The organism is Herbiconiux sp., assembly GCF_023264895.1.
In the GTDB taxonomy this organism is placed as follows: Bacteria; Actinomycetota; Actinomycetes; order Actinomycetales; family Microbacteriaceae; genus Herbiconiux.
This window is the reverse complement of sequence record NZ_JAHFUY010000002.1, coordinates 12,880-31,031: the sequence shown is the minus strand read 5'-3', so window position 1 is coordinate 31,031 and position 18,152 is coordinate 12,880. Positions and strand designations below refer to the sequence as shown.

18 protein-coding genes are annotated in these 18,152 nt (G+C 70.8%); 8 read left to right on the top strand and 10 right to left on the bottom strand.

Going from position 1 to position 18,152, the window contains the following annotated elements:
• Positions 1 to 2,085: MMPL family transporter (locus Q0D57_RS00460; RefSeq protein ID WP_291036551.1), on the bottom strand; the 2,085-nt coding region annotated here is incomplete at its 3' end.
• A 98-nt stretch (positions 2,086 to 2,183) separates the two neighbouring features.
• A complete protein-coding gene (locus tag Q0D57_RS00455; RefSeq protein ID WP_291036550.1) occupies positions 2,184 to 2,768 on the bottom strand; it encodes a TetR/AcrR family transcriptional regulator in 585 nt (194 codons plus the stop codon).
• 99 nt (positions 2,769 to 2,867) lie between these two features.
• Here Q0D57_RS00455 and Q0D57_RS00450 point away from each other — a divergent pair, with 99 nt between their 5' ends.
• A complete protein-coding gene (locus Q0D57_RS00450; RefSeq protein ID WP_291036548.1) occupies positions 2,868 to 3,188 on the top strand; it encodes a putative quinol monooxygenase in 321 nt (106 codons plus the stop codon).
• A gap of 8 nt (positions 3,189 to 3,196) precedes the next feature.
• Here the strand turns inward: Q0D57_RS00450 and Q0D57_RS00445 are convergent, their stop codons facing one another.
• Positions 3,197 to 4,486, bottom strand: a complete 1,290-nt coding sequence (locus Q0D57_RS00445) for an HNH endonuclease signature motif containing protein (protein WP_291036546.1) — start codon at positions 4,484 to 4,486, stop codon at positions 3,197 to 3,199.
• Between the two features lie 269 nt (positions 4,487 to 4,755).
• On the opposite strand from Q0D57_RS00445, the gene Q0D57_RS00440 reads away from it, so the two are divergent.
• Positions 4,756 to 6,051 (top strand): aspartate aminotransferase family protein, encoded by a 1,296-nt coding sequence (locus tag Q0D57_RS00440; RefSeq protein ID WP_291036541.1) that lies wholly within the window; start codon positions 4,756 to 4,758, stop codon positions 6,049 to 6,051.
• Positions 6,052 to 6,121: 70 nt separating this feature from the next.
• Here Q0D57_RS00440 and Q0D57_RS00435 read toward each other — a convergent pair whose 3' ends face one another.
• On the bottom strand, positions 6,122 to 6,442 hold the full coding sequence (locus Q0D57_RS00435; RefSeq protein ID WP_291036539.1) for an SMR family transporter: 321 nt from the start codon (positions 6,440 to 6,442) through the stop codon (positions 6,122 to 6,124).
• Positions 6,442 to 6,879, bottom strand: coding sequence for an SMR family transporter (locus tag Q0D57_RS00430; RefSeq protein ID WP_291036537.1), 438 nt, complete (start codon positions 6,877 to 6,879; stop codon positions 6,442 to 6,444). Before Q0D57_RS00430 ends, Q0D57_RS00435 begins: the two co-directional genes overlap by 1 nt.
• Before the next feature lie 84 nt (positions 6,880 to 6,963).
• Between Q0D57_RS00430 and Q0D57_RS00425 the strand changes: the two genes are divergently transcribed.
• Together Q0D57_RS00425 and Q0D57_RS00420 are read left to right on the top strand one after the other, a co-directional pair.
• A complete protein-coding gene (locus tag Q0D57_RS00425; protein ID WP_291036535.1) occupies positions 6,964 to 7,449 on the top strand; it encodes an arsenate reductase ArsC in 486 nt (161 codons plus the stop codon).
• Positions 7,449 to 8,876 (top strand): chromate transporter, encoded by a 1,428-nt coding sequence (locus Q0D57_RS00420; protein ID WP_291036533.1) that lies wholly within the window; start codon positions 7,449 to 7,451, stop codon positions 8,874 to 8,876. Before Q0D57_RS00425 ends, Q0D57_RS00420 begins: the two co-directional genes overlap by 1 nt.
• Before the next feature lie 64 nt (positions 8,877 to 8,940).
• Here the strand turns inward: Q0D57_RS00420 and Q0D57_RS00415 are convergent, their stop codons facing one another.
• Positions 8,941 to 9,744, bottom strand: coding sequence for a GntR family transcriptional regulator (locus tag Q0D57_RS00415; RefSeq protein WP_291036531.1), 804 nt, complete (start codon positions 9,742 to 9,744; stop codon positions 8,941 to 8,943).
• 60 nt (positions 9,745 to 9,804) lie between these two features.
• Here Q0D57_RS00415 and Q0D57_RS00410 point away from each other — a divergent pair, with 60 nt between their 5' ends.
• Positions 9,805 to 11,091, top strand: coding sequence for an MFS transporter (locus tag Q0D57_RS00410; RefSeq protein ID WP_366518564.1), 1,287 nt, complete (start codon positions 9,805 to 9,807; stop codon positions 11,089 to 11,091).
• Positions 11,092 to 11,154: 63 nt separating this feature from the next.
• Positions 11,155 to 12,036 carry an aldo/keto reductase gene (locus Q0D57_RS00405; protein ID WP_291036529.1) on the top strand — a complete coding sequence of 294 codons (882 nt, stop codon included), beginning with the start codon at positions 11,155 to 11,157 and terminating at the stop codon, positions 12,034 to 12,036.
• 60 nt (positions 12,037 to 12,096) lie between these two features.
• Here the strand turns inward: Q0D57_RS00405 and Q0D57_RS00400 are convergent, their stop codons facing one another.
• Entirely contained in the window at positions 12,097 to 12,993 is an 897-nt protein-coding gene (locus Q0D57_RS00400; protein WP_291036525.1) for an NAD(P)-dependent oxidoreductase, read from the bottom strand.
• 52 nt (positions 12,994 to 13,045) lie between these two features.
• Here Q0D57_RS00400 and Q0D57_RS00395 point away from each other — a divergent pair, with 52 nt between their 5' ends.
• Positions 13,046 to 13,435, top strand: coding sequence for a DUF1304 domain-containing protein (locus Q0D57_RS00395; RefSeq protein WP_291036523.1), 390 nt, complete (start codon positions 13,046 to 13,048; stop codon positions 13,433 to 13,435).
• 23 nt (positions 13,436 to 13,458) lie between these two features.
• Here Q0D57_RS00395 and Q0D57_RS00390 read toward each other — a convergent pair whose 3' ends face one another.
• From Q0D57_RS00390 to Q0D57_RS00380, 3 genes are all read right to left on the bottom strand, one after another.
• A complete protein-coding gene (locus Q0D57_RS00390) occupies positions 13,459 to 14,208 on the bottom strand; it encodes an SDR family NAD(P)-dependent oxidoreductase (protein WP_291036520.1) in 750 nt (249 codons plus the stop codon).
• Positions 14,209 to 14,304: 96 nt separating this feature from the next.
• Positions 14,305 to 15,270: an ABC transporter permease gene (locus Q0D57_RS00385; protein WP_291036561.1), complete on the bottom strand. Its 966-nt coding sequence runs from the start codon at positions 15,268 to 15,270 to the stop codon at positions 14,305 to 14,307.
• Positions 15,271 to 15,311: 41 nt separating this feature from the next.
• The gene (locus tag Q0D57_RS00380; RefSeq protein WP_291036558.1) at positions 15,312 to 16,787 is read right to left on the bottom strand and encodes a sugar ABC transporter ATP-binding protein; all 1,476 of its coding nucleotides are present in this window, start codon (positions 16,785 to 16,787) and stop codon (positions 15,312 to 15,314) included.
• 230 nt (positions 16,788 to 17,017) lie between these two features.
• Between Q0D57_RS00380 and Q0D57_RS00375 the strand changes: the two genes are divergently transcribed.
• A complete protein-coding gene (locus Q0D57_RS00375) occupies positions 17,018 to 18,079 on the top strand; it encodes a substrate-binding domain-containing protein (protein WP_291036518.1) in 1,062 nt (353 codons plus the stop codon).
• Positions 18,080 to 18,152 lie beyond the last annotated feature (73 nt).

Sequence of the window (18,152 nt, the reverse complement as noted above, 5' to 3'; positions counted from 1 at the left end):
GAAGAAGACGAAGAACATGATGAGCGCGGCGGCCGTGACGACGCGTGCGCCGTGCTGGAAGCCGATCCGGATCGCTCGTCGCGCATCCCTCGACTTCACGTACTCCTCGCGCATGCCCGACACGAGGAACACCTCGTAGTCCATGGCGAGCCCGAACAGGATGGCCATCAGCAGGATCGGCAGGAAGCTGATGATGGGGCCCGTGGCGTTGACGTGCAGCAGGTCGGCGAGCCACCCCCACTGGAACACGGCGACGGTGACGCCGAACGAGGCGCCCACCGAGAGCACGAAGCCGAGGGCGGCCTTGATGGGGACGGCGATCGAGCGGAAGACCATCGCGAGCAGCAGGATTGACAGTCCCACCACGAGGATGCCGAACGGCACGAGCGCGTTGGTGAGCTGCGTGGAGACGTCGATGGCCACGGCGGTCTGGCCGCTCACCACGATGGGGGTGCCGTAGTCGGCCTCGATCTCGCCCTTCATGTCGCGGAGGCGCTCCACGAGCTCCTTGGTGTCGTGCGAGTCGGGGGCTGTGGTGGGCACCACCTGGAAGATGGCGGTGTCGAGCGTCTCGTCGGGAAGGCCCGGGCCCACGGTCGCGACGCCGTCGACGGCTTCGAGGTCGCTGCGGATGCCTTCGAGGTCGTTCTGGATGTCGGTGGTCTGGGTGATGTCGGCCACCACCACGATGGTGCCGTTGTAGCCGGCGCCGAACTTCTCGGCCACGGTGTCGTAGGCCGTGCGGGCGGTGGAGCCCTCGGGCTGCGAGGCGGCGGTCGGGAGGTTGAGGTCGAGGCTCGCGACGGGGATGGAGGCCACTCCGAGGAGGCCCACCACGGCGACGATGAAGACGATCGGGGCCTTCATGACGAGGGCCACCCAGCGGCCGCCCATCGAGGGCTTGAGGGGCTTGGCGGGCTTGGTGGTCGCGGTGGGCTCGCTGGCCTTGTGGGTGTCTTCCGCCGTCGCATCCGGCGCCGCCTGCCGGCCGCGCCGCTGCTCGTGCCCTGCTTCGCCCTGCGCGTCGTGCTCGGCGGCGGCCTGGGCCCGGCGGGCGGCGCGCGAGCCCGGCTTCGGGATGAGCTTGCCCTTCGCGATGCCCAGGATGGCGGGCAGCAGCGTGATGGCGATCGCGACGGCCACGAAGACGGCGAACGCAGCGGCGACGCCCATCACCGAGAGGAACGGGATGCCGACCACGAGGAGGCCGAGCAGCGCGATGATGACGGTGAGACCCGCGAAGACGACGGCGGCGCCTGCGGTGGCGACCGAGCGTGCGGCCGATTCCTCGGGGTCTATGCCGGCGGCCAGTTGGGTTCGGTGTCTCGAGAGGATGAAGAGGGCGTAGTCGATCCCCACGGCGAGGCCGATCATGACCGCGAGCATGGGGGCGGTGCTCGAGACGGTGGTGAAGGCCGAGGCGAGGATGATGCCGCCCATCGAGATGCCCACGCCGAGGAGCGCGGTCAGGAGGGGGAGGCCGGCGGCCAGCAGGGATCCGAAGGTGATGAAGAGCACGATGCCGGCGAAGAGCACGCCGATGGCCTCGGTGGGAGTGAGGCCGAACTCGACGCTCTGGAAGACCTCGCCGCCGAAGGAGACGGTCATGTCCTCGCTCTCGAGGGTGTCGCCGGCGGCCATGACCTCGTCGAGGGTGGCGTCGGAGACGTCGGTGGCCGGGCCGTCGAACTGCACCTTGAGGAGGGCGGTGGTGCCGTCTTCCGAGATCGCGTTGGTCGCGTACTCGGAGTAGGGGGAGATGACGGCGGAGACCTGGTCGAGGTCGGCGATGTCATCCGAGACCGCGGTGATCTCCTGTTCGACGGTGTCGTCGTTCACGTTCTGGCCGTCGGGGGCGACGATCACGATCGTGGCGGCGGCGCCGGCGGCGGAGGGGAAGAGGTTCTCGAGCTTGTCGATGGCCTGCTGGGACTCGGTGCCGGGGATGGTGAAGCTCTCGGCGGTCTGGCCGCCCAGGGCGAGACCGCCGCCGAGGATGGCGGCGAGGGCCAGCAGCCACGCGATCACGACGTACCAGGCCTTGCGGTAGGCGAATCGGCCGATGCGGTAGAGCAGGGTGGCCACAGGGAAGCTCCTCGGTGTGCGGTCGGGTGTTCGGGTGTTCGTGACTGCGGGTGTTCGGGTGTTCTGGTGTTCGGGTGTGCTCTTGTTCTTGTGTTCTGTCAGCTCGAGAGGGGGGTGATGAGTTCGCCGACGACGTCGATGAGGGCTTCCCTGACCTCGTCGATGTCGTCGATCTCGGCGGCGCTCGGGCGGGATGCCACCATCACGTAGGCGGCGCCGGCGAGGGCGACACCCAGACGGATGCGCTGCTTGGTGGTGGGGAGGCCGGACATGAACGACTCGCCGATCCGGTCGATCAGGCCGCGGGCGCGGTCGACGGTGGGGATGTCGGAGAGGGTCTGGCCCTGGTTGATGATGATGTGGGCGGCGAGGCGGTGGTCGAGCAGGAGGTCGACGAAGTCGGCGGTGAACTGCGCCCGCGAGTCGCCGGAGGTGGCCTTCTCGACGATCGAGTCGAGGAACTCCTCGAGTTCGGCCACGCTCGGGGCGAGTGCCTCCTCGAACAGACCCTCCTTCGAGCGGAAGTGGTAGAGCACGCTCGACTTGGAGTAGCCCGCGGCGTCGGCGATCTGCTGCAGGCTCGTGCCGGTGTAGCCGTGCTCGGCGAACATCGCGAGGGCGATGGATCGGAGTTCGGCCGCGACATCGGTCTGCGGGCGGGCGATCGGCTGAGGAGTGGGCACGGATTCGAGGGTAGTCTGACCGATCGGTCAGCGCCTGCACGATCGGTCAGACTCTGAGCTACCTGCCAGTTATGCTTCTACCCGTTCGAAGGAGAATCCATGCCTGATCCGCTCGTTGCGATCGTGTCGTTCCTGCCGCTGCCCGGGCGGCGCGACGAGGTGGTCGAGGCCCTGGGTCCGATCATCGAGATGGTGCAGGCCGAACCCGGCTGTCTGCTCTACGCCCTGCACGAGGCTCCGGGCGGCACGCTCTACTTCATCGAGAAGTGGGCCTCCAAGGCGGATGCCGATCACCACGGCAGCACGAGTGCCGCTCTTCCGCTGCTGGCGGAGCGCCTCTCCCCCCTGCTCTCGGCCATCCCCGTCATCACCGAGCTCACTCCCCTGCCGGCCGGCAGCCCGGAGCAGGGTCGCCTCTGACCCGCTGATCAGAAGGGTGGCGGATCGCCCCCACTGCGAGCGGCGGGGTTGGTGCGGTAGGTGGCGCCGAGAGGTGATCGCCACTCCAGGGTTCGGGATGTCGGCCCGGTGTCGGGCGGGCGGGTCACCTGCCAGCCGCCGTCGTGCTTGAGGTGGTGGTGGCTCGTGCAGAGATGGGCGAGGTTCGAGGCGACGCTGCGGCCGCCGTTCGCCCAATCCACGGTGTGATCGAGTTCGCATCTCGCGGCCCGGCGGCCGCACCCGGGGAAGCGGCAGTGCTCGTCCGCCACGATCAGCACCTCGCGCAGCGCGGTGGGGATGCGGTACCGTCCGGCGGTCTCGATCACATCCCCGGTGACCGGGTGCGTGAGCACGCGGAGGAACGTGGGAGCGGCCGCGGCGATCCGGCGGGCGGTGGCGGGATCGATGGGCCCATAGCCGTGCAACTCGGCGAGCGGATCACCCGGGGTGGACGTGGGTGGGGTCGTGGGTGTCGATTCGCACCCGGCCAGGACCACCGCCGGCACCGTCACAATCACACTCGGCGTGAAAACGGCCAGGCCATCAGTGCGGCCGAGGATGCGATCCGCGAGGATGTCCGAACGCAGCTGCGCCTGCGTCCGCGGCTCCATGTCGCCCCGCGCCGCACGGGCCGCCTGATCGATCACGTCGTGGATGGCCAGCGCATCCACGGCCGGAAGGTGGTGGTGGAGGGTGGCCATTCCGTCGCGCTCGGCATCGAGCCACACGGCACGCTCCTCGCGGGCGAGCACCGCGCGGCGGGTGATCGACTCGGGGTGGTGCACCTCGCGCAGGCGACGGGCTGCGTCGTCGAAGCGGGCCGGGTTCTTCTCCCGCGCCTGCGGCAGGACAGCATGCTCGAACGACCCGCGCGCCTCGATCGGGAGCGACCCGGCGTGCACCACCACCGAACGGGCATGGGCGTAGGAGACCTCGCCCGCCTCGAGAGCCGCCAGCGTCTCCGGCAGATCAGCCACCAGCGTCTCCGCATCCGCGAACAGGCGGGACACCGCCCCTTCCGAACGGCGTGACGCGCATGCGACCTCGGCCCGCAGCGACCGGCGAGCCCACTCGCGCGCCTTCGGCGTCAACCCACCCTGCAGCAACTCCGCTCGAGTCTCCGCCAGGCCGACCGCCCGCGCCAACCGCCGTGCCTGACGGGCCTGCAGCTTCGCGATCTTCCGGTCGTCCCGAGCGAAGCCCGCCACTTCATCCGTGATCGCACGCTCAAGAGCATCCAGGGCTGCCCCGGGAGGTGATCCGAACGTCGTCTTCATGAGGTTTATTCAACCAGCAGCCACCGACACTGGGGTGATGAGCTGCCGCGCGCTCCGCGCTTGCCCTCGATGACCATGGCCACCAAGAAAACATGAACCGAATACCACGCACCATCCGCACCACGACCATCGAAGGCAAGCGCGAAGCGCGCGGCAGCCTTGTCGGCTGGGGAAGCGCAATCACCGACCAGCCACTCTGTCCATCCACGTCGCATCCACTGACCGATCCGGCACACACAAGCCACCCCGGCACCCCCGACACTGGTCCCATGACCACGAACGACTCCGTCAGCCGCGCCGACCGCTCCACCGTCTTCCACTCCTGGTCGGCCCAGGGGGCACTCGCCCCGATGGCCATCGCGGGCGGCCTCGGCACCACCGTCTGGGACTTCGAGGGCACCGAGTACCTCGACTTCTCCAGCCAGCTCGTCAACGTCAACATCGGCCACCAGCACCCCAAGGTGATCGCCGCCATCCAGGAGCAGGCCGCACTCCTCACCACCATCGCCCCCGCCCACGCCAACGAGACGCGCGCGAAGGCCGCCCAGCTCATCCTCGACCGGGCCCCTGCCGGCTTCGAGAAGGTCTTCTTCACCAACGGCGGCGCGGATGCCAACGAGAACGCCATCCGCATGGCCCGCCTCGTCACCGGCCGCGACAAGGTCATCTCGCACTACCGCTCGTACCACGGCAACACCGGCGCCGCGATCGTGGCCACCGGCGACTGGCGCCGCATGCCCAACGAGTACTCCCGCGGGCACGTGCACGCCTTCGGCCCCTACCTCTACCGCTCCGACTTCTGGGCCACCACCCCCGAGGAGGAGAGCGAGCGCGCCCTCCGCCACCTCGAGCGCGTCATCCAGTCCGAGGGTGCCGACACCGTCGCCGCCATCCTGCTCGAGACCATCCCCGGCACCGCCGGCATCCTCGTGCCGCCGCCCGGCTACCTCGCGGGCGTGCGCGCCCTCGCCGACCGCCACGGCATCCTCCTCATCCTCGACGAGGTCATGGCGGGCTTCGGCCGCACCGGCGAGTGGTTCGCACTCGACGCCTTCGACGTCGTGCCCGACCTCATCACCTTCGCCAAGGGCGTCAACTCGGGCTACGTGCCGGTGGGCGGCGTGCTCATCCCCTCCGCCATCGCCCACCACTTCGACGAGCGCGTGTTCCCCGGCGGACTCACCTACTCCGGCCACCCCCTCGCCGCCGCGAGCATCGTGGGCACCCTCACCGCCATGGCCGAGGAGGGTGTGGTCGAGAACGCGCGATCCATCGGTACGGATGTCATCGGCCCGGCACTCCGGCGACTGGCCGACACGCACGAGGTCGTGGGCGAGGTGCGCGGCACCGGCGTGTTCTGGGCGATCGAGCTCGTGGCCGACCGCGACACGCGCGCTCCCCTCGACGCCGCCGCCATGGGCAGGCTGAAGGGCGAACTGCTCGGCCGAGGGCTGCTGCCGTTCCTCGCGGAGAACCGGCTGCACGTGGTGCCGCCCGCCGTCATCACCCCGGAGGAGGCCGCTCGCGGACTCGCGATCATCGACGAGGCGCTCGCCACGCTCTGATCCGGGTGCTCGAGCGGGATCCACGACAGTGCGACCGCGGCCTCCGACCTCTCAGCCGGTCGGAGCCGCCTCAGTGCCCCAGCTCGATGAGCAGCACGCCACCCACGATCAGCGCGATCCCGAGCCCCATCAGCCAGGTCAGCGACTCCTTGAACAGGATGCGCCCGGCGACCGCGGTGAGGGCGACGCCGACGGCGGTCCACGTGCCGTAGGCCGCCGCGAGCGGAACGCCGCTCGCCAGCGTGAGCGCGAGCAGGGTGAACGCGACGAGGCAGCAGACACCGACCGGCAGGTACCAGATCGCCTTGCCGTGCGTCGCCATCCGCAGCGACAGCGTGCCCGCCACCTCGAACAGGATCGCACCCGCGAGCAGCGCCCAGCCCCACCCCATCAGCGCACTGCCTCGCCGGGAGGATCGGTGGCCTCGCCCGTGCCGCCGGCCCCGGATCGCGCAGCCGCCGCAACCGCAGCCGCCGCAGCCGCCGCGGCCGCCGCCTTCGTGCTGGCCGCTCGCTGCGATCCGATCTCCACCGCGAGCACCCCCGCCATCACCATCGCGATGCCCGCGAGCATGACGGGCGTCAGCGTCTCGCCGAACAGCAGCGCCGCGAACCCCGCCGTGAGCGCCACCCCGAGCGCACCCCACACCCCGTAGGCCACCCCGAGCGGCATGCCGGCCCGCAGCACGAACGCGAGCAGCACGAACGCCGACGCATACCCCAGCACCACCACCACGAACCACACCGGATGCTCGAGCGCCGCCTTCAACGACAGGGACGCCGAGACCTCGGTCACGATCGCGCCGCCGAGCAGCACCCACTTCCTCATGCGCCCATCCTGGCAGTCGGCGCACCCGCCCGGCACAGCGTTCCGCCACCCGAGCCGTTCACGCGCACACGGTACGATCCCGGCATGACCGAGCCCCGCACCGCCCCCGAGCCCGCCTCCGCAGGCGCCCCCGAGCCCGCGACGGGCACGCCTGCCGCGACCGAGACGGAAGCACCGATCGTGCTCTTCGTCTGCGTGCACAACGCCGGGCGGTCGCAGATGGCGGCCGGGTTCCTGGGGGCCGTGGGCGGAGGCCTGGTCGAGGCGCGATCCGCCGGCAGCGAGCCCGCCGAGGGGATCAACCCGGTGGCCGTGGCGGCGATGGCCGAGGTGGGGATCGACATCACCGCGAACTCTCCGAAACTGCTGACCCCGGATGCCGTGCGCGCCGCCGACGTGGTCATCACGATGGGCTGCGGCGACGCCTGCCCGATCTTCCCCGGCAAGCGCTACGAGGACTGGGAGCTCGACGACCCGGCCGGGAAGCCCCTCGAGGAGGTCCGGGCGATCCGCGACGACATCGAGCGACGCATCCGCTCCCTCGTCGACGAACTCGTGCCGCAGGTGTGATGAAGCGACCGGATGCGCCACCGCCGTCGTCCCCGGCTCCTCCCTCGGGTCCGGCTCCGGCTCCGGGCAGCGGTTCCGGGCGGGGCTCGGTGCGGGAGGTCTTCGCGGCGTTCCTGCTGCTCGGGGTGACGTCGTTCGGGGGGCCGATCGCGCACCTCGGCTACTTCCGGGCGGAGCTCGTGGGGCGGCGTCGCTGGGTGAGCGACGCCGAGTACTCCGACCTCGTGGCGCTCAGCCAGTTCCTGCCCGGGCCCGCCTCGAGTCAGGTCGGCTTCGGCCTCGGCCTCCACCGCGCCGGACCCCTCGGAGCACTGGCCGCGTTCCTCGCGTTCACCCTGCCGTCGGCGGTGCTGCTCGTGGCGTTCGCCGCGGGGGCCGCAGTCTTCGGCGGCGTGGTGGGCGGCGGCATCCTCTCGGGGCTCACGATCGCCGCGGTGGCCGTGGTGGCGCAGGCCGTGCTCGGGATGCGACGGAGCCTCGCACCCGACCCGGTGCGCGCGTCGATCGCTGTGGTCGCCGCCATCGTGGCGCTGCTCGCCGCCGGGCCGCTCGGCCAGCTCGGCGCGATCGTGCTGGGGGCGGTGGCGGGCGTCGTGCTCTGCCGCGCAGAACCGGATGGTGCGGTGGGGGCCGGCGCTGGTCCTGGTGCTGCAGCCGGGTCGAGCGCCGGGGCGGCAGGCGTGGCAAGTGTCGGGGCGGGTGCTGGGGCAGCCGACGCGAGTGCCGGCGCAGATGGCGCGAGGGCCGGCGCAAGTGTCGGGGCGGGTGCGCCGGGTGCCAGCGACCACGGCATCATCCGCTTCCCCGTGGGGCGGGTGGCCGGCGGCGTGTGCCTCGGGCTGTTCGTGGTGCTGCTGGCGGGACTGCCCGTGCTCGCCCAGGCCACCGGCTGGGGAGCGCTGCAGCTGTTCGACACCTTCTACCGGGCCGGCGCACTCGTGTTCGGAGGCGGGCACGTGGTGCTCCCGTTGCTGCAGGCGGGGGTCGTCGACCCGGGCTGGGTGACCGCCGAGCAGTTCGTCGCCGGCTACGGAGCGGCCCAGGCCGTCCCCGGCCCCCTGTTCACCTTCGCCGCCTACCTCGGCGCCCTGTCGGCGGTCGGTCCGGGCGGTGCGGCAGGCGCGGCCATCGCCCTCGCCGGCATCTTCGCACCAGGGTTCCTGCTGCTCGTCGGGGTGATGCCGTTCTGGAACGCCCTCCGCTCCCGCCGCTGGGCCCGCGCCCTGCTGCGCGGCACGAACGCCGCCGTGGTCGGCATCCTGGCGGCCGCCCTCTACGACCCCGTCTTCGTCACGGCGATCACGGGGCCTGCCCCCGCCGCCCTCGCGCTGCTGTGCCTCGCGCTGCTCCTCGTGTGGCGGGTGCCCGCGTGGGCCGTGGTGGCCGTGGGCGCGCTCGGCGGCATCGTGCTCGCGCTGGCGGGCTGAACGGCGCGCAGACGCGGCGCGCCTCACCGGCGGACCTCACACGACTGGCCTCACCGTGCGCACCTCACAGGGCCAACGGCGTCTCCGACGACTCGATGATGGCGAAGCCGCGACCGCGGAGCCGACGACGCTCCTCGGCCAGGTGATCGAGCAGGCGATCCCGCGTGCCGCGACTGTGCGCCACCACGAGAGCGGAGGCCAGCTCCGCATCGCGCGCACGCACCGCCGCCACGATCTCGAGGTGCTCGGCCCGAGCCTGCGCACGCGACTCAGGGGTGCGCACCTCGAGCCACCGCGTGCGACTCAGCCGGGTGAGCGAATCGCCCATCGCGTCGGCCAGGAACGGATTCCCCGAGAGCCGCGCGAGCGCCAGATGGAAGTCGCCTCCCCGCCGCAGCCCGGCCTCGCCGGCGCCGTTGCCGAGTTCACCGCGGCCGGGTTCACCGCTGCCGGGTTCACCGCGGTCGGCGCCCTCATCGGCATCCGCGTCCCCGCCGGCACTCCCACCCGCATCCCCGCCCACATCCCCGCCGACCGGGCCCTCGGCCAGCAGGCGCAGCGCCGCGAGCTCGTCGTCGGCGGCGCGCTGCACGGCCAGCCCCACCACCGCCGCCTCGACCACCTCGCGGAACTCCATCACCGCCCGCACCTCGGCGAGGTCGATCGGCGTCACCTGCCAGCCCCGGCCCGCCCGCTGCGTGAGGCCTTCATTCTCGAGACGCATCAGAGCGGCCCGGATGGGGGTACGGGATGCGGACAGCCGCTCCTCGAGGCCCCGCTCGCTCAGCCCCTCGCCCGGCAGCAGCTCGAGCGTCAGGATCGCGGATCGGAGCGCCTCGTAGGCTCCCGCACTGCCGCCTGCGTTCATTCGATCTCCTTTGGTATACCATCAGCGTATACCAGTTCCCGCGTCACGTCCGGAGTCCCGATGAGCAGCACGAAGTCCACGACGACACCGGCGCCGGCGCCGCAACCGGCCCGCGCCCCGGCCGCCGCCTGGCGCATGCTCGCCCTCGGCGTGGCCGCCCAGGCAGCAGGCACGTTCCTCGTGAGCACCCCGGCCTACCTCATCCCGTTCCTGCATGTGCAGCAGGGCATGCCCCTCGCCGAGGCCGGACTGCTCGCCGCCGCCCCCACCTTCGGCATGGTGCTCACGCTCGTGGCGTGGGGCGCGCTCGCCGACCGCTTCGGGGAGCGCTGGGTGATCGCCGGCGGGCTCGCGCTCACGGCACTGTTCGCCCTGGTGGCCGTGCCCGCCGCCGGGTGGGGCTACGCGGCGCTCGGCATCCTGCTGCTGCTTGGCGGCGGCGCCTCCGCGAGCGTGAATGCGGCGAGCGGACGCGTGGTGGTGGGGTGGTTCCCCCGCTCGCGCCGGGGCCTCGCCATGGGCATCCGCCAGATGTCGCAGCCGCTCGGCGTGGCCGTCGCAGCCCTCGTGGTGCCGCCCCTCGCCGAGCAGCACGGCATCGGGGCACCCCTCGCCGCCGTCGCCGTCGCCCTCGCGGTGCTCGCCGTGGCGTGCGCGGTCGGCATCGCCGACCCGCCCCGCCCGGCGAAGCCCGGCAGCCCGAACGCCAAGACCACCCCCACCTCCACGAGCAGCAGCGCCCCCACCCCCACGGCCACCTCCACGAGCCCCTACCGCCGCAGTCCCTTCCTCCTGCGCATCCACCTCGCCTCGGCCCTGCTCGTGGTGCCGCAGTTCACCCTCTCGACCTTCGGCCTCGTCTGGCTCATCACCGCCCTGCACTGGAACCCCGCCGCCGCCGGCGCCGTCATCGCCCTCTCCCAGTTCGTGGGCGCCTTCGGCCGCATCGCCGTCGGCCACCTGAGCGACCGCGTCGACAGCCGCACCCGCGTGATGCGCTGGGTGGCGGTGAGCGGCGTCGCCGTCATGCTCCTCCTGGCCACCACGGGACTCCTCGAGTGGAGCGCCGCCGCCGCGGTGATGCTCGTGATCGCCACCACCGTGAGCGTCGCCGACAACGGCCTCGCCTTCACCGCCGTGGCCGAGGCGGCGGGGCCGCACTGGTCCGGCCGCGCGCTCGGCGTGCAGAACACGGGGCAGTTCGTGGCCGCCTCCGTGGTGGGCCCGGCCATCGGCGCCCTCATCACGGTGGCGGGCTATCCGCTCGCCTTCGCGCTCGTGGCCCTCACCCCGCTGGCCTCCCTCGCCCTCATCCCCCGCCACGACGAGCAACCGCTCGAACCCTGAGCACGGGTACAGGTACTGGCAGAACCCTCCTGCACCCCCGCATCCGGGCGTAGCGTCGCACCCATGACCATCCCCCTCCTCACCCTGAACAACGGCGTCGAGCTCCCGGCCATCGGGCTCGGCGTCTTCCAGACCCCGCCCGACGAGACCACGGATGCGGTCGTGGCAGCCCTGCAGACCGGCTACCGCCACATCGACACCGCGGCCGCCTACGGCAACGAGCGCGAGGTCGGCGAGGGCATCCGCCGTTCTGGCGTGCCGCGCGACGAGATCTTCGTCGAGACCAAGGTCTGGATCAACGACTTCGGCTACGACGCCACGCTGCACGCCTTCGACAAGAGCGCCGGCAAGCTCGGCGTCGAGACGATCGACCTGCTGATCCTGCACCAGGCCCTGCCGAGCCACTTCGACCTCACGATCGCGGCGTACCAGGCGCTCGAGAAGCTCCTGGCCGACGGCCGGGTGCGCTCCATCGGCGTGAGCAACTTCATGCCCGAGCACCTCGCCGCCCTGCGCGAGCAGACCTCGGTGGTGCCCGCCGTCAACCAGATCGAGCTGCACCCCTACTTCCAGCAGAAGGAGCTGCAGCGGGTGGACGCCGAGCTCGGCATCCTCACCCAGGCCTGGTCGCCGATCGGCGGGATCACCTTCTACCGAGACTCCGAGAAGAGCGCGCTCGAAGACCCGACGATCCTCGGCATCGCCGAGGCGCACGGCAAGTCGGCCGCGCAGGTGATGCTGCGCTGGGGCATCCAGGAGGGCCGGTCCGTCATCCCGAAGTCGACCAAGCCCGAGCGGATCGCGGAGAACTTCGAGGTGTTCGACTTCGAGCTCACCGCCGACGAGGTCGCCGCGATCGACGCCCTCGACACCGGGCAGCGCGGCGGCCCCGAGCCCGAGGCCGTGACGCTCGAGACCTTCAGCCGCGAGATCCCGGAGGCCTGAGCAGCGCGGCGGGCCGGTGCACCGTCAGGTTGCGCCGGCCCGCCGTCATGAGCAGCGCGCTCAGCCCACGTGGTCCCGCCACGAGTGCTTCGGCTCGAACCACAGCATGCGCCGCGCCTTGTCGATGCCGAGCAGCGTCTCGGTGCCGGGAACGGCCCGCGTGAACGGCACGTCGGGGAAGAACCGCGCCGCGATCTCCTCCGACGGCGTGCTCAGCACGGTGTCGGCGGCCGCGATCACGAACGCCTCGAAGCCCGTGAGCGTGCTCTCGAGAGCGAGTCGCACGGCCTGGGCGCCGTCACGTGCGTCGATGTAGCCCCAGGCGTTCCAGCTGCGCGCGGCCGGATCGCTCTCGAACGCCGGGAAGCCGGCGTAGTCGTTCTCGTCCATGACGTTCGAGAACCGCAGCCCGATGAGCTTGAGGTCGGGGTTCCAGCGTGTGAAGTGCCGCGCCATCTCCTCCTCCACGGCCTTGCCGAGCGAGTAGGTGGTGGAGGGACGCACGGCGAACTCCTCGTCGACCGGGAACGAGGGCGGCGGATTCTCGGCGAACGGGAGCCCGAGCACGGTCTCGCTCGAGGCCCACACCACGTTCGTGATTCCGGCGGCCGCAGCGGCCGCGAAGACGTTGTAGCTCGAGGGCACGTTGTTGGCGAAGGTCACCGAGTTGGGCACGAGCCCGGGCGCCGGAATGGCGGCGAGGTGCACCACGGCGTCGACCCGGTCGTAGCGGTCGTCGACGGCGGTGAAGGCCTGCAGCACCTGGCCGTAGTCGGCGAGGTCGACCTTGACGAAGAGGGCTCGGGGCTCGGTCGGCAGGGTGCCGGGCCCGAGCGGCCCGGTCTCGGGCGAGGGCACGCGATCGAGGTTCACGACGTCGTAGCCCGCGCCGAGCAGCTCCCTCACGACGGCGCGGCCGAGCTTGCCGCTTCCTCCGGTGACGACGACACGGGACATGGGCGACTCCTTCTTCGGATGAGGGGGGACCTCCCCACCCTAGGCTGACCTCATGCTGATCGCCGCCGCCGTCTTCACGGCCCTCGCCGCCCTCGTGCACGTCTACATCTTCGTGCTCGAGAGCATCCGGTGGCGCCAGCCCGCCACCTGGAAGATCTTCGGCATCCGCGACCAGGCGGATGCCGACACCACGGCCCCGCTGGCCTACAACCAGGGCTTCTACAACCTCTTCCTCGCCGTCGGTGCCCTCGTGGGCCTGGTGCTGCTGTTCACCGAGGCGCGGGAGGCCGGCTACGCGCTGGCCCTGCTCAGCACCGGATCGATGCTCGCGGCCGCCGCCGTGCTGCTCAGCACCGGCCGCTCGCGCCTGCGCTCGGCCGCCGTGCAGGGCACGTTCCCGCTGCTCGCGGTGGTGCTGCTGCTTCTCTCGCTCGCGGTCTAGCACCGGCCAGCGCGGCCGCGGCGCTAGCGCGCGCTGAAGCCGCCGTCGGCGAGCTGGATGCTGCCCGTCACGAACGACGCGCCGTCCGACAGCAGGAACACCACGACATCCGCGATCTCCTCGGGCGCCGCCACCCGGCCGAGCGGATGCGACGCCGCGATCGGCCCCCACGCCTCCTCGTCGAGATGGTCGAGCAGCGGCGTGCGCACGTAGCCGGGGGCCACGGCGTTCACCCGCACCCCCGACTCGGCCACCTCGAGCGCCGCGGTCTTGGTGAGCCCGGCGATCCCGTGCTTGCTCGAGTTGTAGCCCGAGGTCATGGCCTGCCCGTTCACCGAGGTGATCGAGCCGATGTTCACGATGGCCCCCGAGCCCTGCGCGATCATGGGCGGCAGCTGGCTGCGGAGCGCGTAGTAGGTGCCGAGGAGGTTGACCTCGATCACCCGGCGCCAGGCATCCGGATCGCTGTCGACGATCGAGGCGTACTCACCCGTGATGCCGGCGTTGTTCACCGCGAGGTCGAGCCGCCCGAACTCGTCGAGCGCGCGCTGCACGAGCGCCTCGGCCTGGGCGAGCTCCGCGATGTCGGAGGCCACACCGATGGCGGTCCCGCCCTGCGCGGTGATCTCCGCGGCCACCGCCTCGGCGGCCTCCGCGCGGATGTCGGCGACGACCACCTGGGCGCCGCCCGCCGCGAGCTTGCGGGCGGTCGCCGCCCCGATCCCGGATCCGGCGCCGGTCACGATCGCGGCACGTCCCTCGAATTCAGCCATGCTCCATCATGCCCGGCCCCGGCGCTCACCCGTCAGTTCGTGCCGCACTGTGCTCGCCGGAGCGGGACGAAGTGACGGATGAGCCGGGCGCGGCCGCTATTTCTTGCTGCGGTTGGCGAAGCGCTGCTGGAGCATGACGGCGGCGACGATGATGACGCCCTTGGCGATGTTCTGGACGGAGGTGGAGAGGTTGTTCTGGGTGAAGACGTTGGTGAGGGTGGAGAAGATCATGACGCCGAGGACGGTGCCCATGATGGTTCCTCGTCCGCCGATGAGGAGGGTTCCGCCGACGACGACGGCGGCGATGGCGTCGAGTTCGTAGAGGGTGCCGTGGGTGGAGGTTCCGGCGGTGGTGCGGGCGAGCATCATGACGGCGGCGATTCCGGCGGTGAGGCCGGAGAGGATGTAGACGTACATGAGGTGGCGCTTGACTTTGATGCCGGCGAGGCGTGCGGCTTCGAGGTTGCCGCCGATGGCGACGGTGCGGCGGCCGAAGGTGGTGCGGTTGAGGATGAACCAGCCTGCGGCGACGACGACGACGAAGATCCAGACGAGGATGGGGACGCCGATGAGTTCGCCGCGCATGGCGGAGAGGAAGCCGGGTTCGATGACGATCTGGGTGGTGCGGTTGGCGAGGACTTCGGCTAGTCCTCGGGCGGCGACGAGCATGGCGAGGGTGGCGATGAAGGCCACGACGTTGCCGTAGGCGATGACAATCCCGTTGATCAGGCCTGCGAGTCCGCCGACGGCGATGGCGACGATGACCATGACGATCCAGTTGGTGGAGGTCGCGAACTGCTGCACCCAGGAGAGGGTGGCGACGACGGAGGCGAGGCCGAGGACGGAGCCGACGGAGAGGTCGATGCCGCCGGCGGTGATCACGAAGGTCATGCCGATGCTGATGACGCCGATGATGGAGGCGAACCGGATGATGGTGAGGATGTTGTCCACACTCGCGAACCGGTCACCCGCCGTGATCGTGCCCACCACGAAGAGGGCGAGGAGCGCGATCACGAGCCCGAGGCTGCGGCCCGCCGATCCGCCGAGTGCGCGGTTGAGCACCGAGCGCTTGTCGCCGGCGTGGGGGCTTACGGTCTGAGTGCTCACGCGGCACTTCCCTTCATGACGAGGTCGAGCACGTCGTGCTCTTCGATGGCCGAGGCGGCGCTTTCGTGGATGATGCGGCCGTCGGCGATCACGAGCACGCGGTCGGAGAGGCCGAGGACCTCTTCGATCTCGCTCGAGATGACGACGATGGCGGTGCCCTGGGCGGCCAGGGCGCGGATGAGGGCGTAGATCTCGGCGCGGGCGCCGACGTCGACGCCGCGAGTGGGCTCATCGAGCAGCAGGATGCGCGTGCCGTGCACGAGCCAGCGGGCGAGCAGGATCTTCTGCTGATTGCCGCCGGAGAGGGTGCGGGCCGCACGGTCGGGGTCGGCGGGCCTGAGCTCGAGGGCCTCGAGCTGCGCCCGGGCCTCCTGCCTTTCGGCGCGCTCGTTGAGCACGCCGCCCTTCGCCCACCTCGCGAAGCTCGCGAGCGTGACGTTGCGGTAGACCGGCTCGTCGAGGATGAGGCCCTGGCTCTTGCGCTCCTCGGGGGAGAGGCCCATGCCCGCGTGCACCCCGGACCGCACGGAGCCCGGCGTCAGCGCCTTGCCCTCCACGAGCACCCGGCCGGCACTGGACTTCCGGGCACCGTAGACGGTCTCGACGATCTCGGAGCGACCGGATCCGACGAGCCCCGCAAGGCCCACGATCTCGCCCGCGCGCACCTGGAAGTCGACTCCTTCGAAGACACCGGAGAGCGCAAGGCCCTCCACCGAGAGCAGCACGGGAGCATCGTCGGCCACGGGCACCCGCGGCGGGAAGACGTTGTCGACGGTGCGCCCGGTCATCAGCTCGATCAGCTGCTTGGTGGGCGTCTCGGAGACGGGGAGGTTCGTGGCCATGGTCCGGCCGTCCTTGATGACCGTGATCCGGTCGCCGATCTCGCGGATCTCCTCGAGCCGGTGCGAGATGTAGATCACGGCGATGCCGGCCTTGGTGAGCTCGCGCACCACCCGGAAGAGGTTCTTGACCTCCTCGGAGTCGAGCACGGCGGAGGGCTCGTCCATGATGATGAGCTTGGCGTCGTGCGAGAGCGCGCGACCCATGCTCACGATCTGCTTGTTGGCGGCCGAGAGGGTGCCGACCTCGCGGCCGGGCCCGATCTGCGGGTGGCCGAGCCGCGCCATGATCTCGGCGGCCTCGCGGGCGGTGCGCCTCCGGTCGGTGACCCCGGCGCGGTCGTGCTCGTGGCCGAGGAAGATGTTCTCCGCCACGCTCAGGCCGTCGACCACGTCGAGCTCCTGGTACATCGTGGCGATGCCGATCCGAATCGCGGTGACGGGATCGGAGATCGCGACCGGCTCCCCCTGCCAGAGGATCTCGCCCTCGTCGGGCTGGTTGATGCCGGAGAGCGTCTTGATGAGCGTGGACTTGCCCGCGCCGTTCTGCCCGAGCACGCAGTGCACCTCGCCGGGAACGACGGTGAGGTCCACTCCCGCGAGAGCCCGGGTGCCCGAGAAGGACTTCGTCAGGCCCCGCACCTCGAGTAATGACGTTGAATGGTCGACTTTGATCACAAGATCAACATAACAGATCCGATCACCCAGGTCTTATGTCGATCAACATAAATAAGTTGAGACGCAGCCGGGGAACTTCTGTTACAGTTTCGATCGTCAGAGTGGACCGCAGGACTGCTGCACCAAAGAGGTGCTGTTCCGGATCCGTTCGGACACACCCGCAGCACACAGTCCAGGAGGAAAAGATGCGCACTTCACACAAGCTCTGGCCACGGCTGGCCCTCGCGTCCGGCGCGACGGTGGCCACGCTGGCCCTCATCACCGGTTGTACGGCCGGGAGCACGACCCCCGAGAACTCCTCGGCCCCGGCCGAGACCAGCGCCGGCGAAGAGACCACCGGCGGCACCACCGGCGGCACCGTCCGGATCGGGTTCTCCGGCCCCGCAGCCGACCACGGCTGGCTCGGCGCGATCAACACCGCCGCCATCGCCGAGGCCGAGAAATTCGACGACGTCGAACTCATCGTCGCCGAGGGCACCAACGACGCCAACCTCCAGATCAGTCAGGTCGAGACCTTCATCAACGACGGCGTCGACGCCATCGTCCTCCTCCCCACCGACGGCGCAGCCCTCACCGACGTCGCGATCCAGGCCATGGAAGCCGGGATCCCCGTGATCAACGTCGACCGCGAGTTCTCCAGCACCTTCGCCGCCCGCACCACCATCCTCGGCGACAACTACGGCATGGGCGTCTCGGCCGGAACCTACATCTGCGAACAACTCGAAGGACAAGACGACGCCGTCGTCGCCGAGATCGCCGGCATCGACTCCCTCCCCCTCACCCAGGACCGCAGCAAGGGCTTCGAAGACGCCCTCGATGACTGCGGCCTCGAGGTCTCCAACCGGGTCGCCGCCGACTTCACCGTCCAGGGCGGCGAAGCAGCAGCCTCCCAGCTGCTGTCGGCAGCACCCAAGATCGACGCGATCTGGAACCACGACGACGACCAGGGCGTCGGCGTCCTCGCCGCCATCGACGCCGCCGGACGCGACGAGTTCTTCATGGTCGGCGGCGCGGGATCTGCGAACGTCATGCGCGCCATCCAGGCCGACGACACCGTGCTGAAGGCCACCGTCATCTACCCCTCCACCCAGGCAGCCGACGGCATCAGCCTCGCCCGCCTCATCGTGCAGAACGAAGGCATGGAAGAACTCGTCGAGAACTCCATCCCCCGCAAGATCCAGCTCTTCGCCCCCGTCGTCACCAAGGAGAACGTCGACGCCTACCTCCCCAGCGCCTTCGAGTCGTAAAGACCCGATTCCTGGAATCGAAGCGGGGCCGGCCGCAAGGACGGCCCCGCTTCACCATCCGCCACCCCCGCGC

What these genes read in the sequence shown, in the direction of transcription:
- Q0D57_RS00450 (WP_291036548.1), top strand. Translation starts at nt 2,868, where the DNA reads ATGCCTGATCCGCTCGTTGCGATCGTGTCGTTCCTGCCGCTGCCCGGG.
- Q0D57_RS00445 (WP_291036546.1), bottom strand. Translation starts at nt 4,486, where the DNA reads ATGAAGACGACGTTCGGATCACCTCCCGGGGCAGCCCTGGATGCTCTT.
- Q0D57_RS00440 (WP_291036541.1), top strand. Translation starts at nt 4,756, where the DNA reads ATGACCACGAACGACTCCGTCAGCCGCGCCGACCGCTCCACCGTCTTC.
- Q0D57_RS00435 (WP_291036539.1), bottom strand. Translation starts at nt 6,442, where the DNA reads ATGGGGTGGGGCTGGGCGCTGCTCGCGGGTGCGATCCTGTTCGAGGTG.
- Q0D57_RS00430 (WP_291036537.1), bottom strand. Translation starts at nt 6,879, where the DNA reads ATGAGGAAGTGGGTGCTGCTCGGCGGCGCGATCGTGACCGAGGTCTCG.
- Q0D57_RS00425 (WP_291036535.1), top strand. Translation starts at nt 6,964, where the DNA reads ATGACCGAGCCCCGCACCGCCCCCGAGCCCGCCTCCGCAGGCGCCCCC.
- Q0D57_RS00420 (WP_291036533.1), top strand. Translation starts at nt 7,449, where the DNA reads ATGAAGCGACCGGATGCGCCACCGCCGTCGTCCCCGGCTCCTCCCTCG.
- Q0D57_RS00415 (WP_291036531.1), bottom strand. Translation starts at nt 9,744, where the DNA reads ATGAACGCAGGCGGCAGTGCGGGAGCCTACGAGGCGCTCCGATCCGCG.
- Q0D57_RS00410 (WP_366518564.1), top strand. Translation starts at nt 9,805, where the DNA reads ATGAGCAGCACGAAGTCCACGACGACACCGGCGCCGGCGCCGCAACCG.
- Q0D57_RS00405 (WP_291036529.1), top strand. Translation starts at nt 11,155, where the DNA reads ATGACCATCCCCCTCCTCACCCTGAACAACGGCGTCGAGCTCCCGGCC.
- Q0D57_RS00400 (WP_291036525.1), bottom strand. Translation starts at nt 12,993, where the DNA reads ATGTCCCGTGTCGTCGTCACCGGAGGAAGCGGCAAGCTCGGCCGCGCC.
- Q0D57_RS00395 (WP_291036523.1), top strand. Translation starts at nt 13,046, where the DNA reads ATGCTGATCGCCGCCGCCGTCTTCACGGCCCTCGCCGCCCTCGTGCAC.
- Q0D57_RS00390 (WP_291036520.1), bottom strand. Translation starts at nt 14,208, where the DNA reads ATGGCTGAATTCGAGGGACGTGCCGCGATCGTGACCGGCGCCGGATCC.
- Q0D57_RS00375 (WP_291036518.1), top strand. Translation starts at nt 17,018, where the DNA reads ATGCGCACTTCACACAAGCTCTGGCCACGGCTGGCCCTCGCGTCCGGC.